The 15,300-nt window shown below is 55.5% G+C and carries 10 protein-coding genes; 9 read left to right on the forward strand and 1 reads right to left on the reverse strand.

Going from position 1 to position 15,300, the window contains the following annotated elements:
* Positions 1 to 258: 258 nt before the first annotated feature.
* Positions 259 to 1,551: a sigma-54-dependent Fis family transcriptional regulator gene (locus tag HMPREF3036_RS05900; protein ID WP_082897364.1), complete on the reverse strand. Its 1,293-nt coding sequence runs from the start codon at positions 1,549 to 1,551 to the stop codon at positions 259 to 261.
* Positions 1,552 to 2,316: 765 nt separating this feature from the next.
* Here HMPREF3036_RS05900 and HMPREF3036_RS05905 point away from each other — a divergent pair.
* From HMPREF3036_RS05905 to HMPREF3036_RS05940, 9 genes are all read left to right on the forward strand, one after another.
* A complete protein-coding gene (locus tag HMPREF3036_RS05905) occupies positions 2,317 to 2,862 on the forward strand; it encodes a fimbrial protein (RefSeq protein ID WP_062332452.1) in 546 nt (181 codons plus the stop codon).
* An 88-nt stretch (positions 2,863 to 2,950) separates the two neighbouring features.
* The gene (locus tag HMPREF3036_RS05910; protein ID WP_062332456.1) at positions 2,951 to 3,613 is read left to right on the forward strand and encodes a fimbrial biogenesis chaperone; all 663 of its coding nucleotides are present in this window, start codon (positions 2,951 to 2,953) and stop codon (positions 3,611 to 3,613) included.
* A gap of 75 nt (positions 3,614 to 3,688) precedes the next feature.
* On the forward strand, positions 3,689 to 4,363 hold the full coding sequence (locus HMPREF3036_RS05915) for a fimbrial biogenesis chaperone (protein WP_062332460.1): 675 nt from the start codon (positions 3,689 to 3,691) through the stop codon (positions 4,361 to 4,363).
* Between the two features lie 92 nt (positions 4,364 to 4,455).
* On the forward strand, positions 4,456 to 6,969 hold the full coding sequence (locus HMPREF3036_RS05920) for a fimbria/pilus outer membrane usher protein (RefSeq protein WP_255358803.1): 2,514 nt from the start codon (positions 4,456 to 4,458) through the stop codon (positions 6,967 to 6,969).
* Between the two features lie 8 nt (positions 6,970 to 6,977).
* Entirely contained in the window at positions 6,978 to 8,171 is a 1,194-nt protein-coding gene (locus tag HMPREF3036_RS11855) for a fimbrial protein (RefSeq protein WP_156469752.1), read from the forward strand.
* Between the two features lie 26 nt (positions 8,172 to 8,197).
* Entirely contained in the window at positions 8,198 to 8,740 is a 543-nt protein-coding gene (locus tag HMPREF3036_RS05925) for a fimbrial protein (RefSeq protein ID WP_062332468.1), read from the forward strand.
* A gap of 300 nt (positions 8,741 to 9,040) precedes the next feature.
* The gene (locus tag HMPREF3036_RS05930) at positions 9,041 to 9,613 is read left to right on the forward strand and encodes a thioredoxin domain-containing protein (protein ID WP_062332471.1); all 573 of its coding nucleotides are present in this window, start codon (positions 9,041 to 9,043) and stop codon (positions 9,611 to 9,613) included.
* A 215-nt stretch (positions 9,614 to 9,828) separates the two neighbouring features.
* On the forward strand, positions 9,829 to 10,209 hold the full coding sequence (locus HMPREF3036_RS05935) for a group II truncated hemoglobin (protein WP_062332474.1): 381 nt from the start codon (positions 9,829 to 9,831) through the stop codon (positions 10,207 to 10,209).
* 459 nt (positions 10,210 to 10,668) lie between these two features.
* The gene (locus tag HMPREF3036_RS05940; protein ID WP_062332477.1) at positions 10,669 to 14,724 is read left to right on the forward strand and encodes a S6 family peptidase; all 4,056 of its coding nucleotides are present in this window, start codon (positions 10,669 to 10,671) and stop codon (positions 14,722 to 14,724) included.
* The last annotated feature ends 576 nt before the right edge of the window (positions 14,725 to 15,300 follow it).

Here is a 15,300-nt window from a genome sequence, read left to right on the forward strand (position 1 = left end):
GGAACTCCTTCCGAGCTGCCATTTGATCTCCTTTAATGAGTGTATATGATTATATCATATACACTCACCGCGGTGCAAGAGAAAGGCCCCTGTTGATGAGTGACTTTTAACAATTTCGCACCTTTTGCGATCCAGCTAGTGAGGGTTTCTTTGCTTTTAGGGTACACGGAACTTAAGCACGATTTCGCGTGCAGTGTACTGCACGCAAATCCACCTCGTAGCACAACGGACCTTCCTGTTCAGAGCTCCCAACGATCGTCACAAGGAGGCCGACGCAGCCGTCGGTCCGGATGGCTCTGCCGTTCCCTCCTCATCCTCCGGCTTTTCCAAATGCTCGATGCGGCGGTACAGCGTTCGCAGACTGATCCCCAGGCGGGTGGCGAGATCCGCCTTCGAGCCTTCCCAGCTTTTCAAGAGTTCGCGCAGGCGGGCATCCTCGTCATTGACGCTCTCCGGCCGCGTGTCTTCGATCATCAGATCCTGAGCCCGGATCTTGAGCGACTCGCAAAAGATGGCGGCGCGCAGAATCAACGTCTGCAGCTCCGTGACGTGTCCTTCCCAGTTCACCTTGTTCTGCAAAAAGTCGATGGCGGTGGAGCTGATTCCTATGTTCATCCCCCTTGACTTGATGTCCTCAAGAATGATGTCCACCAGCTCGGGGATGTCCTCCTTGCGTTTGTCAAGCCCGGGCACGACTAGGGGGCAGACAGAGAACCGAAGGAAAAAATCTTTGCGTAGGTTCGGATTGTTGGCGAGCTCGGCCAAGCTGGACTCCGAGCCGCAGACCACTCTCAAGTCGGCATAGACCTTTTCCTCGTGGTCGTCCGTCTTGATGGTCCACATCCCGGTATTGAGGATTTTCAGAAGCGTGCTCTGCATTTCCTTGGAAAGAAGTGCAATGTCGGACAGGTAGAGCGTCCCGCCGCCGCGCGACATCATTTCGGTGGAATTGTATTGAAGCTCTTGACTCAGGCGCTCGGGCGTCAAGCCTTCGCACTCAATGGTGACGAAATCATGAGAGGCTCGCCGGGAATTTTCGTGGATGAGGCGTGCGAACTCTCCCTTGCCCACCCCGGGCGAGCCCAGAAGCAACACGGGAAGCTCGAGCGTCGTGATCTTCGAAATCTGCTTGAGCAGATTTTGAATGCTCTTGGAGCGACTGACGATCCCCTTCAAAGTGAGCGGCGTGAGGTCGCCCGTTCTGCGCGAAATGGAGGAGACGAAATACTGGGCCGTGCCGTCGTTCGCGAGCATGGGCGTCGTTTCGAGATCCCAGTACGTGGTTCCCGTAGGACCGCTTTCATGCCTCAAATACTTGCAGGGCTTGAGGGTCGCCACCGATTCATCCAAGGGACAAGGGAACCCGGACGCGGCGCAAGGCTTGGTTCTTTGAAACAGCAGCTCATAACAATGCCTGCCCAGATAGTCGTTTCGACCATATCTTTTCACAAAGGCCTGGTTGGCAAAGGCAACGGTATAGTCCGATCGAAGCAGCAACCTTGGACTATCTATTGAATCCAATACGACTCGTATTTCTGTAGAGACAGACATAGTGAGTTGATGACTGATTAGCGCAAAGCCCCAACAACAGAAACCTCACTCCATCGTATGCTCACAGTTGCATTGGCCTCTGTTGAACTAAAGAAATAGTATCAACGCAAAGTGAAAAATTGTTGCTGGGGGGGGGAAACCTAATATCTTTAATCAGCGGATAGTTGAAACCCGAAGACATGACACTTCCGCCGGCCCGCTTCCACGCCCCCGGATGTCACATGCCAAATTCAAACTTCAGAACCTCGTTCCTCGTTTCAGCAAACGCTCAGGTGGATTTCAGCTGGTGACGAAAAGTTTAAAGATCAATAAACGGTAAAGGAATAGGCTGGCAAAAAAAGGAAAGGTCGTGCCAAAAACCGTATCGCCCATCAAACCCCCTGAAAGACAGGCTGTTTGACTGATATCTCAGGGTTTCTGCAGTCTGAACTTTTTTTGGGTGTGTCGTGCCATTTTTGTGCCAACTGTGCCACGTGGCACGTTTTTTTTGATCATCGGGACCCACCCTAATTCGTAGTTTTCATATAAGGCCGTTTGAAAACGACTGCTGCTCAACGGTTTTTATGCCATTCTAATACAAACTACCTACAGGGTTAACCCTCGGACTTCAAATGTTTGCTTTTGAAATAAAGTGGGTCTTGTCCAAAGACGTTCCGTCTGGATCCTTCTTGAATCACTGATGTTCCAGTCATCTGACCAAGGGCGTTTGTGATGCCAGGAAAAACTCTCCTAATTTGAAGACAAACTGACTTTTAAGGATAAGAAATGAAGAAGTCTGCTTGCCTGATGGCTCTCCTCGGCGCTTTCGCCATCTCCTCCGCCAACGCCGATTCCGTTGAGATCACCTTCAAGGGTGCCGTCTCCGAATCCACCTGCAACATCAAGCTCGATAACGGCAGCACCACCCTGAACCTCGGCACGCTCAACAAGAACAATGTCAAGAAGGTCGGCGACCACGGTCCCATGGTTCCCCTCGTTTTCCAGATTGACGGATGCGGCTCCGAAACCAGCGTCACCAAAGTGGAGCTCATTGAAGACCTTACGATGACGAACCGCGACCAGTCGGACATCACGAAAGGCGTGCTGTCCACCGACAAGGACTATGTCGTGGTCAAGCTCTTTAAAGATGCAACCGCCACCCCAGGTCAGGAAGGCATCAGCCTGATGGATGGCCCGGTTGCGATCAACAAGGGCGGCGCAGCTGCCATCAAGGTTGGCTACGCGACGCTCGCTGCCTCGAAGACTGCAGATCAGATGACAGCTGCTAAGGACATCACGGCTAAGGCCATGTTTGAAGTTACGATGCAGTAACAGATCCTAATTCCGGTCGAAAGGCAACAGTAGCTCCTCTTCTGTTGCCTTTTTTTTAAAGAGAAAAGATATGACATTACAGAAAGCGTTGGTCGCCGGCGTGTTGAGCCTTCTGCTGACGGCTTCTCAAGCTTCGTCTGGCGGCTTTCAGCTCGATCGTTCCCGAGTCCTCTTTGAAGAAGGCAAAACCAGCGTGAGCTTCGGCGTTTCCAATCATTACGATGCGCCGGCTCTCGCCAAGGCGAGCGTCATGAATTTCGACGGCACGCCTTCGACGGCCTTTGCCAGCTCTCCCTCGATCTTTCAAATTCCTCCCAAATCCACCTCGCAGGCACAGGTGGTTCTTCTGGAACAGCTGCCGCAGGACCGCGAATCCGTCTTCTGGCTTCGAGTGACGACCATTCTCGCCAACGGCAACAAGGCCGAACAGGGCAACACGATTGAATTCGCACTGGCCCAGCGCATCAAGCTTTTCTACCGTCCCAAGGGCCTGGATGAAAAGTGCAGCGGCGCGGCCGAGCAGATTCGTTGGGAACCCACCAAGACCGGCATCAAGGCGGTCAATCCCTCCAAGGTTTCCATGTCTCTGGTCAACCTGAAGTCCTCCGCCAAGACCTTCCCCATCAAGGACATCGTCCTTCCGCTTTCCGAGAAGGAATGGAAACTTGATGTGAAGCCCCGGGACATCGTGTCGTTTTCCTATATCGACGAGCTCGGCAACCACGTTGAGGTGCCGTTGAATCAGAAGTAACCGCGGAAGGATTGCAAAGTGACTTTGTCAAGGTATCTCCCAAGAATCTCCGCCTGCGCCGTCTGCTGCGCGCTCATGAGCGTGATGTCCGCGCCATACGCCTCCAAGGGGAGCGTCAGTCTGGGCATTTCCACCCGCCTGGTCTTTCATTCCGATGAAAAGCGAGTTTCCTTTCCGGCCCTGAACGATACCGACAAGCCTTTGCTCTTTCACGGTCAGGTCCTCACCAGGGACAAGCTCAGATTCAGCCCGAACTTCATCGTTACGCCTGAAGTTGTTCACCTGCAGCCCGGCGAAAGGAAGTTGGCCCAGGTCGTTCAGCTCAACAGCCAATTGCCGGAAGATCGCGAAAGTCTGTTTTACCTGAGGGGCCATTTCATTCCGGCGGCAGCCGAGTCGGAAAACGGCGCCGGGATCGGCTTGTCGACCTCCTACGTCCTGACGATGAAGATGTTCTACCGTCCGGCCAAGCTCAAGGACGATTACGACGCCATCGACGATGTGACGCACGAGCTCGACTTCAAGCTCAACGAAAAGACACTCAAAGTCATCAACAAATCGGCCTATTTTCTAACCCTCAATTCCCTAAGGTCTGAGAAGGCAGAGATTCCGGTACCCAATGAGGTCTCAATGATCGACCCTTTCGGGCACGTTGAGATCCCGTTGGCGGATCCCGACATCCGTTCCATTACTTGGACGCTTCTGAACGACGGCGGCTTCGCTACCAAGCCTTTAACCCAAGATCTTTAACTATGAACCGCACATTTAAACTACTTCCTCTGGCCGTCCTCATCACGACGGCCTGGGCGGCTCAGGCTCAACAGGTGGCCTATTCGCCGGAAATGATTAGGGCGCTGGTCCCGGCGGGGCAGGATGTGGATATGTCCTTTATCGAAAAGGGCTACAACCTCCCCCCGGGCGTCTATCGCTTCGAACTCCGAATCAATGGGGACCATTTCGCCAACGCCAACTACGAGGTTCTCGACTATGACGGCGCCCTTGAGCCGGTTTTGCGCGTGAAGGAAATCCGCGCCCTGCCGCTTAAGGACGAAGTGCTCAAGCAGTTCGTCGACATGGATGAAAACGCCGAAGTCTTCCCGATTTCGTCCAAGATCGAGGGCGTTCGCTTCACCGTGAATTCGCAGGAGATGAAGCTTGAAATGTCCATTCCGCAAATCCATGTTGCGGAAAACGACGGCTGGGTCGACATCGCCTCCGAAGACCTCTGGGACTACGGCGAAACGGGCGCCGTGCTCAACTACACGGTGACGGGCACGCATCTCAACAGCCGCTCGAGCGATTACGAATCCACGAACCTCTATGCCAATCTCTCCGGCAAGTTCAACATCGGCGCCTGGCGTCTCCATTCGAGCGGCGCCTTCTCCGTCAACCATGTGAAGGCGGGCGACTACAGCTCCAACACCCACGAGTGGGACCTGTGGAACACCTACCTGCAGCGCGATGTTCCGGCCGTCAAGGGCACGCTTCAGATCGGCGAGATCAACACCTCCGGTGAAATCTTCGACACGATTCCCCTGCGCGGCGTTCGCCTCTCGACGAACGAGCAGATGCTTCCCCGCCGGGACCGCACCTATGCGCCGATCATTGAAGGCATCGCCAACACCAATGCCCAGATCCTGATTCGCCAGAACGGCCATGTTGTTCATACGGTGAACGTTGCGCCGGGCCCCTTCCGTCTGGAGAACCTGCCCAGCTTTGGCAACTACGGCGACTTGGAAGTCGTGATTCGCGAATCCGACGGCACCGAACGCATCATGATGGTGCCGTACTCCTCCGTGCCGAACATGCTCCGCGAAGGCCAGTTCCGCTACGACTTCAACGCCGGCCGCTACTATCGCAAGAACATGTCCTCCAAGGTGAAGGACACGCCGGTCTTCATGGGCACGCTAGGCTACGGCCTGCCTTACGACGTCACCCTCTACGGCGGCACGATCCTCGCCAACGACTATTACGCCTTCGCGCTGGGAACCGGCCTCTCCATGGGCAGGTACGGCGCGCTCGCAGCAGACGTCATCCAGTCCACCCATGAGGGCGACGACTATTACGGCGTGAAAGAGGGGAGCGGCGCCGCATGGCGACTCCGGTATGAAAAGACGCTGATGGAGACGGGCACCACCGTCAACCTCGCCAACTATCAGTACATCACCGGCAACTACGCGACGCTCGAGGAGTATGTCTCCTACGGCACGCCCTCCTCCAGCCTGTGGGCGGCAAACGGGAAGATGCGCAGCCGCTGGCAGCTTTCGCTCACCCAGCAGCTCGGCGACTACGGCAGCCTGTCGCTCGGCGCCGACTATGCGACGTACCACGGCTCGTCTCCCGACGTCAAGACGTTCAATGTCGGCTACTACACCTCCGTCAATGGCGTCGGCGTATCCCTCAACTACGGGCGCAACTACCAGCAGGTGGGGGCCGCAGGCAATCGACACTGGGATTCCAGTCACTCGGTCATGCTCAACCTGAACATTCCGTTCGATCTCTTCTTCAAGCATTCAACAAGCAGCTTCGTCAACAACACGTCGGTCAGCTACCAGGGCCGCATGGACAAGTCCATGTCCGGCGAGAAGACCTATCGTCAAAGCGTTGTCATGACGGGCTACTCCGATGATCTGGACTGGAACTGGACGGCATCTCAGGAGCTCGGCGGCCACGAAGACCGTGCGTCCTCCATCAACCTGGCCTACCAGGGCGATCGTTTTGGTGCCAACATGGGCTATGACCACAACCACTACGCCGACAGCTATCACCTCGGCATGAACGGCGCACTGGTCTTCCACCGCACCGGCATTACGGCCGCCTCCCGCGCCTATGACTCCATCGCCATTGTCGAGGTGCCGGACGTTTCGGGTGTGCGCGTGTCCCAGTATTTCGACACCAAGACCGACTACTTCGGCCACGGCGTGATGTCCTACCTGACCAATTACACCAAGAACGAAATCGCCATTGCCCCGGCAACCCTGCCCGAAGGCGCAATGCTGCTCGACAGCTCGAACAGGGTGGTGATTCCGGTCCAGGGTTCGATCGTTCGCGTGACCTACCCCGTGCGCTTCGGGCAGCAGGCCGTCTTCATTTTGCAGTCGGCCGACGGCAAGCCCTTGCCTTTCGGTTCCACCGTGGCTCTGCTTGATGGGGACGGCAAAGTCGATCCCGTCGTTCAGGGGCTTGTCGGTGAAGGCGGCCGCGTCTATTTGACGGCCTTGCCGCAGACCGGAACGCTGACCGTGAAGGTCGGTGAAGGTCAGAAGATGTTCAAGTACGAATTGCCGGAAAAGACCGAATCACAAAACGGCGATTTTATTTCTGTAGTTACCCAGACGCTTACGAGCGTGAATTGAGGGACGAAATGATGAAAAAGTTTTCTATTCCGTTGGTCGCACTCTTGTTGGCAACGAATATACACGCAGGAATTACATGGCCAAAATACATTGACAATTCCAGATGTCTTAGTGGTGAGGATTGTGGTTTTGCTGAATTGGGTGGCCTGTCTTCAGACATTATATTTGATGAACCGATTAACTATTTTGATAAAAACAATCGATTCCACAAAATGATTGGAGTTGGCCATAGGGTCTGGTTCAAATGGAATATTGGTGGGCAAAACCCAAGCGAAAGGTTGCCACTCGTAACAGAGTGGGGAGAAGAAACGCCATATGTTTTGTTAGGCTTAAATAACGCTTGGTTCACAGTTCAGGCTGACAAATGCAAATGGAACAACAATACTGATTGCGTGTACTCCGGACAAGAAAATGCTACATGGTCGTGGTCACAAGTTTCCCGTGGAATTCCACTTTCACATGAGGCAGTGAAAGGTCAAGGGTTTACACATTTTCGCTACAAGTTAGGCTTCAACCCTAACACATTGTCATTAGGCATTGATAAATCGAAAATCAAAAACCTTTCAAACGGCCAGTTGAATATGTTGGCCAGAAAATTAAGAATGCCCTCTGTCATGATGACAATTACACTAGAATCAGACGATGGTTCGGTTCAATCTACCACAGGTACACTCATGGTATCTTCACCACAGATAGTTAAGCTTAATGACAGGCAATGCACATTGCAATTTGATCCCTCATCCATCGATTTTGGGTCTTTGTCTGTCAGTACTGCCCAAAACGGAAAAATTGGTGTAGAACGTGTAGCTACATTAAAACTAAACTGCTCTGGATATAACGATACATCCATTGGTAGATATATTTCCGGCTCAAACGTTACTCATTCCGTTCTTTCTGCAACGTTGAAGGCCGCGAACGAAGTTCAGATCAACGGGAAAACTAAAATTGGCCTAGCCAAAAATCCCAACAAAGTAGCCCCTAATATTTATATTGAAGGCGATCTGAATCCCGATCAAGAATGCGGGACGTCGTCCACTACGCTTGAAGTGGGAAATCTGTCCCCAAATCCTGATTCTTTTGGTGGTGTTACCGACGCCATAAGCGGCTCAAAACAAATCTACTGGAGGCTTTGCAAGCAACCGGGAGAGGTTGAAGGCGGCCAATATAGCGCCTCCGCAACCATCTCAATTGACTTTAAGTGAGAACCGAAATGCGTGTATCAAATTTCATGATGAGCTTGATGTTGGCATGCACGCCATTATCTGCTCTAGCTCAACCAACCTCTGCCACCTTGCTCTTTACCGTTGACATCCTAGCAAAGCAGTGCACCGTAGAAGTCGGTCCGGGTCAGGCTGCAAACGGCATCATCAACATGGGCACCTTCTCCAACAAAACAGGAAGTGCCGGCCCTACCATTCCGCTCGCCTTCCGCTTCAAGGACTGCCAGAGTGTTTCAGCCGTTCAGTCGATCGAATTTACGCGTGACATCGGCGCGCAGATCGGCAACAATCCGGGGAGCGATCCAGGGGGGCCTGATCAAGGCTTTGTCTCGACGAACAAAAAGAAGGTCAGGATTTTTCTGACGGAGGACGACGCCGGAGGAACGCCCTTCCGACGAAAGCAATTCTCCGTCCCGCAAGCGATTGATCCGAACGCTTGGGTCCCCGTGTGCTACGCCCAGGCCCGAGTGGTCGACGTTGACCAAGACGGAGTCGCCGCACAGGCCGGGGCATTTGAGGGCAAGGCGGAATTCACCGTCACCTATCAATAAAGCTAGGCAAACGATTTCGTGAAGTCATGACGGCAAAAACAGGATTGGGCAAACTGCAACGAGTAGGGTCGGCAATTTGACTGATTCGGGCCGTCATGGCATCACGAAGCATTTGGAAAACAGACTGGTTGTGTTCTGAAGGATAACCCTGTCCGTCTTCGGAACTTTTTCCGTCCAAATGCACAGCCGACAATCCTTCGACTCCGCACTTTGGCCATCTACACAATGTGGAGTCTTTTTGTGTGAATAGAAATTATGTTGTCTCGTCGAAATTTTTTATGCAATGCCGTTGGGGGTGCAATGGCCTTGACGGCCCCCGCAGCGCTTTCGGCAAAGGAAAATGCGAAAGGCTACGTTGAGCTCGCTCAACCCGCCGCCGACGGCATCTACAACTTTTTCAGTTATGCCTGCGGGCATTGCTACAGATTCCATCCGCATGTGGAGCGTTTGCGCGGCGAATTGAAAAATGCGGGATACACCTTGGTGGACGTTCCCGTGCTGCTTGACACCTCCCACATCATTTTCTCTCAAGCCTATTTTGCATTGAAGCGATTGAATCGCACCGATCTGCACGAAGAGCTCTGGCATTGGATTCTGTATGCGGAACATCACTGGAAGACGACTGAGGACCTCAACAAGGACCTGACGGTCTGGATCAAGGCCAAAGGCCTCAATGAAGGCTCCTGGCTCACCGCGCTTCACAACAAATTCACGTGGAGCCGCCTGGAGTGGGCCCAGAAAACGGCCTCCCAGTACAAGCTCAACGGCACGCCGGCCATCGGCATCAAAGGCAAATATCTGACATCCCCAAGCATCGCCGGAACGACCGACAAATGCATTGACGTCATTCACACTTTGCTTTCCATTGCTTAATACGGCTCGCAGCCAAGCCCTGTTTCCAGGTACTCGGCATCAGACAGGTGCCGAGGAGCGCACGGGGTAAAATCCCGAGCCGCTCTCTGCAATCCCCTTCTTTTGCAAGCGGTTTCGCACAAACCCCGCTTTAGGATCAGGCGTCAGCCTTGATTCGAGCGACTTCCCTTACACACACGTCCTTTTTCAAGGACTGACGGCAGAAAAAAACAACTATGTCCACCAACTCATTTTTCGACAGAATCGGTGGAGAGGCTGGCGTGAAGAAACTCGTCGCTGCGTATCTTCAGGTGCTTCAGACCTACCCTGAAGTTCAATCGCTCCGAAATGCCTACCCCATGGACTTGTCCTGCTATGAAGAGCGCATGAACCTTTATCTAACCATGTGGCTCGGGGGGCCTGCACTTTATCAAAAGACGCACGGCATGCCGATGCTCAGAGAGGCTCACCGGTTCATGCCCATCACGCCTGCGCTTCGCGATCAATGGATGTTCTGCATGCGCATTGCGCTCAATCAGGTCGTTGAGGACCTTGTAGTTCGCATGGAACTCGAAAGACGATTCTGGCGGACGGCGGACAGCCTGACCAAGAAATAGGGACGTCAACCGTCCGCCTGAAAACGCGTTTTCCTTTTTTTACCGCTAGCGGATCAAACCATGGCGTCTTAGGCGCGCTCACCATAAGCGGCAATGACGGAACGCGCAGAGTCTTTCAACGGAATCGGGTTCGCCCGGCCCTCTGCCGGCACGGGCGAACCCCATCTTCCTGCCGGCCGCCCGGCGGGCCCCAAAGCAAAACCTATTGAAATATCCGGTCAGGAGCCGTCGACGGCTTGACCGAAACAAGCTCAACGGGCGGATCGGTTTCTTTTTCGCACGCCGATCCTCCCGTGCTTTTGATGTGCAAAGGCCCGAGTGCGCACAGCCCTCTCGTCTACGCATCGAAAGCGGGAAGCTCGTGCTTTTCCCTTGAGAAGCACTTCTTTAACCACCACGGAAGGAGGACGGGCGCTTTCTCCTCTGTCCGGCAGGCAGAGGCTTTCGCGCCTCACATCCATGAAACATCTGACAATCAAGCCCCTCAAGCAAGCCTTCCTTGCGGCCTTGCCCGCCATCGCGCTTGCCGTCTCGCCTCATCTCCATGCCAACACGCTGCACTACAACAATCACTGGGTGCGCGACTATCTGGACTTCGGTCAAAACAAGGGCGTCTTCAAGCCCGGCGCCGTCGGCGTGACCATTCAGAAGAAGGACGGCAGCCTCTTCAAGCTGCCCGATCTGCCGCTTCCCGACTTCTCCGCCGCCGAAATCCACGGCGCAGCCGCCTCCCTTGGGAGCGCCTTCGGCCTGACCGTGCGGCACAACAATCTCAACGGCGGCAGCATCCTTCGCCCGCAGTACGGCCATTCCATCTATCAGAAGGTCGACCACATGCTGGTTGACGAAGGCAAGGCCGACATTGCGTACCTGCGCTACAACAAGTTCGTCGTCGAAACCACCGGCTATGACGAAGGCGCTGACTTCAGCCTCACGAACGAACAGGCGCTCGAGCGATACGGCACGGATTATCAGGGCAAGCGCCGCATTTTGATCTATCGCGTCGGCAACGGCTCCGTGAACCTCTCCGACGGCAAGACGACCAACGGCTTTCTCAATGCCTACAACCGCGACTTCCAAACCGGGGGCATCTATGAAAGCCTTTACCAATGGGGCCAGGGCCACTTCCAGGATTTCGACAAAAACACCTTCAAGAATCAGGTAACGTCCGGCGACAGCGGCTCCATGGCCCTCGTCTACGACAACGTTCAAAAGAAGTGGGTCGTCTACGGCACCACGGCATTCATCGTGAGCGGCGGCGGACACACCTGGTACCGGGCAACGTCCTTCAAAAACGCCGACTTCAAGAAATTCAAGGAGAAGTGGTCGAAGGACGTCGCGCTCAACGGCAGCACCTTAACCTTCAACGAGGATGCGACCGGGATCAAGGTCAACGGCGGCAGCGTCGACGTCTATCGCGGCAGCACCCTGGCGGAAGGCAAGCGAAACGACAAGGATCTGGTCCTCACAGGCGGCGGCACGATTGAAATCGACCGCAACGTCGACCTGGGGAGCGGCGGCCTCATCTTTGACGCCGACAAGACATATGCCGTCACCTCCAAGTCCTCCGAAGGCAATGCCGCGCACTCGCTCTCGGGAGCCGGCCTCAACGTCGGCGCAGGCACCGTGGTTGACTGGAATGTCTCGGGCGTCAAGAACAACAACATGCACCAGATCGGGGCCGGTACCGTCAACTACAACGTGCAGCAGGGCAACCAGCTGAGAATCGGCAACGGCACGGCCGTGCTCAACGCTGAAAAGACCTTCGATTTGGTTTACCTCGCAAACGGCATCAGCACGGTGAAGCTCGGTCACAAGGACGCCCTCAACATGGACGGGGACTCGAACAACCTCGTCTTTACGGAGCGCGGCGGCACGGTCGACATGAACGGGCATTCACTCGACTTCAAGCGGATCTACGCGTCCGACGACGGTGCGGTCTTTACCAATACGTCGGACACCAGGGCCGACTTGTCGATCCGCAACACCGAAGGCCGCTATCAGTTCCACGGCCAGGTGAAGGGCAACCTCAACCTGAAGCACTCCTATGAGGCCGCCTCCGGCTCTCTGCCGGCTCCGGGCAATGCGAACACCCATCTCGTCCTTGACGGCGGCGCCGACATCAAGGGCAACATCGAAGTGACCAATGCCTCCCTGACGATGCAGGGCCTGCCGACCACGCACGCCATCTACTTCGATGACCGGGCCTACACCCACAATCCCACACCCGGACTCAACAAGTACGAGGGCGAAGCCATCCAGAATTCGGGCCAGGATTGGTACGGCAAGAATCAGCCCGCCGCCTTCAATCAGCCCGATTGGGAAACGCGTCTCTACAAGTTCGACACCCTGAAGCTCGACAATGCCATCGTCGACATCGGACGCAACACGGTCGTCATCGGCAACATCGACGCCAACAAGTCCACGATGAACATCGGCGGCGACGTCAAGCTCTACATCGATCAGTACATCACCAAGAACATCACGACAAACGCCGACAATCAGTCGTTCGGGTTCCGTCAAACGCTGCACGAGGGCGCGTCGGTCGCCAACGACACGATCTATTACGAGGGCAGCATCAAGGCCAGGGACTCCGTGTTCAACGCTCACCTGCATGAAATGAAGGCGGGCTTTGATCTCGACAACTCCTCCTTCAACGGAGGCGCCGTCGCACTCACCCAGCTCCTCGACAACGGCATCACCCTTCGCAACAGCTCGCGGCTTGCGCTCGGAGAAGTAATCGCCTCCGACAACAAGCAGGTCGTGAACATCCAAAAGGATGCCTCCTCCTCGATCTCCATGGACCGTCTCTATGCTCAGAGGGCTCAAGTCAAGGTGCACGACGAGTCGACGAAGATCGGAGCCATCTACGGCGGTGAAAGAGGCGTCATCGAACTGCCGAAATGGACGATGAACGAGGAAAACTCCGTTTTGCTCAAGGGGGCCGAACTGCGCACGCAGCATCTCACGACGCAGGGTCTCACGCGCATGGGCGGCTCGCTGACCGTCGACCGCTCGCTCGCACTCACGTCGCTCGACCCGAGCCACCCCTACAGCGATCAGGCCATCGTCGGTCTCGGCGCTCAAAAGCTGACGCTTGGAGAGCAGGCCCGGGTTTCGGCGTCGTTTTCCGACGATTACCTTGCCACGGGCAACTATGCGTACGACAAGACCTATACGCTCGTGACGACGTCCGAAGGGATCGACGACCAACGCACCAACAAGCACGTTCAGTTCAACCTTGAAGGAAAGCTCCCGGTCGTCTCCTATCACCAGAGCGCCAACGACATCACGTTTGAATTCAAGCGCCTCGGCACGGATACGCTTCCAGATGCGCTCGAACAGCTCTTCGGTTCCGCCTTCTCCGACCCTCATCTCTCCGACCTCTTCGAGTCGATGATGCGGCACAACGCCTCAGGCGGACGCGCCCTGATGGAAGTTGCGATCGACAGCGCCCTTTCGAACGAAAATCAGGCGCTGGGCGCGCAGAGTCTGAGCAACACGCTTACCAAGGCCGACAAAATGCTTGGCGACTTCGCACGCCTCAAGCCCATGAAGCCCATGATGACGCCCGTGCGCCAGAGCGTTGACAACCGCGTGATGTCCCTGCGCCAAGTGGCCTACCGCACGAGTCCGTCCGACTATCCTCTGGCCGCAGCCGGGGGCGATCTCTCCATGATCGGTCGTGCCATGGAGGCTGATGCGGCGCATCAGTCCGCCTTTGCGGACGTCGGCGGCAGTCTCATCAAGGACGACGGCCTTCACCTTCGAACGGCCACGACGAGCGTGGGCTACGACACGATTCAGCGCAATGCCGAGGGCACCCGCACGGTGCTCGGCGCCATGTTCACCGTGGGCGACGTCTCCAACCGAGACGAGCTCAACAACGACGACGGACGCATGTACGCGCTGACGGGATATGCCAACCAGGCCTATGCCAACGGCTTTGAATTCCAGACGATGTTGACGGCGGGCGTCACGAGCATGTCCCGAAGCTTCACCCCGACCTCCATTCAGGTGGGGCCGCAGAGCTTCCGCGACCGCACCTACTCGCTGGTGAGCTCCAACGCCCTGAAGTACAGCGTGCCCTTGTCGGACGTCGGCGGCTATGCCGTCACGTTCAAGCCCATGCTGCTCGCCGATTTCGTCGCGACCTACAGCGGGGAGGGACGCACGGAATACATGAAGCGCGAATCCACCATGGACTACGCTCTGGATCTCGGGGCCGGCGTTGAGTTTGTCGCACAGTCCGACAAGAGCGCCTGGGTCGCTCAGATGGCGGTGCGCCGCAACGTTTGGAACGATCTCGACACCGTAGGGATCAACCTCGCCAACGCTTCGGGCTATCTCTCCTATGACGTCGATCAGAAGCACGAGACGGAATTCAACGCCTCCCTGACGGCCGTCCGCCGCGTGACGGACAGCCTGAACGTCGAGGCCTCCGTCGGCGCAATGTCGGCCACGGGCGGAGCCAAGGGCGTCAACGGCAACGTCCGCGTCCGCTACCTCTTCTGAGCATTGCCTGCATCGTAAAAAGGGCCGCCGTCGCAAAAGCGATGGCGACCCTTTCCGCTTGGGCGTTAACCGTCTTTTTCGGTCAAGAGGCGTCGTCGATTTCGAGCCCCGCCGCGAAGTCTTGAAACGCCAGGCTTCGAAGATCGCGAATCACCGAGCGACCTCCGTCCGGCTCCGACCACGGCAGCCGGACGTCAGCCATGGAAGAAGCCGCCCGTCGGCGACAGAAAACGATCGGACCACAACCGGCTGTCGTTCAGATGAACGGTAACGGCCGCCCCATGATCCCGCAACAAAGAGGCATGGTGGGTTTAAAACACCATTATTCGAAGACGGACCACACCCCGGTGCCATCTTTCAGATGCCATCCCGAACGGACAACCCAAGGAATCCAGGATTCTTCCAACTGCCGATATTCTTTGCCTGTCATCCCTTTGAACCCTAAAAGTCGTCGAAAGACCCCACGAAACCCTGTTGGGAGTAGGTCTTTCAAACTAAAAGTCCGTGAAACACATGGACTTTTTTATTGACTCCAATAGTGTACCTATAATATAATACAGGTACACCATTGGAGCA

This window comes from Sutterella sp. KLE1602 (assembly GCF_001578585.1).
Lineage (GTDB): Bacteria > Pseudomonadota > Gammaproteobacteria > Burkholderiales > Burkholderiaceae_F > Sutterella > Sutterella wadsworthensis_A.

What these genes read in the sequence shown, in the direction of transcription:
- HMPREF3036_RS05905 (WP_062332452.1), top strand. Translation starts at nt 2,317, where the DNA reads ATGAAGAAGTCTGCTTGCCTGATGGCTCTCCTCGGCGCTTTCGCCATC.
- HMPREF3036_RS05920 (WP_255358803.1), top strand. Translation starts at nt 4,456, where the DNA reads ATGATTAGGGCGCTGGTCCCGGCGGGGCAGGATGTGGATATGTCCTTT.
- HMPREF3036_RS05900 (WP_082897364.1), bottom strand. Translation starts at nt 1,551, where the DNA reads ATGTCTGTCTCTACAGAAATACGAGTCGTATTGGATTCAATAGATAGT.
- HMPREF3036_RS05940 (WP_062332477.1), top strand. Translation starts at nt 10,669, where the DNA reads ATGAAACATCTGACAATCAAGCCCCTCAAGCAAGCCTTCCTTGCGGCC.
- HMPREF3036_RS05925 (WP_062332468.1), top strand. Translation starts at nt 8,198, where the DNA reads ATGATGAGCTTGATGTTGGCATGCACGCCATTATCTGCTCTAGCTCAA.
- HMPREF3036_RS11855 (WP_156469752.1), top strand. Translation starts at nt 6,978, where the DNA reads ATGATGAAAAAGTTTTCTATTCCGTTGGTCGCACTCTTGTTGGCAACG.
- HMPREF3036_RS05935 (WP_062332474.1), top strand. Translation starts at nt 9,829, where the DNA reads ATGTCCACCAACTCATTTTTCGACAGAATCGGTGGAGAGGCTGGCGTG.
- HMPREF3036_RS05915 (WP_062332460.1), top strand. Translation starts at nt 3,689, where the DNA reads ATGAGCGTGATGTCCGCGCCATACGCCTCCAAGGGGAGCGTCAGTCTG.
- HMPREF3036_RS05930 (WP_062332471.1), top strand. Translation starts at nt 9,041, where the DNA reads ATGGCCTTGACGGCCCCCGCAGCGCTTTCGGCAAAGGAAAATGCGAAA.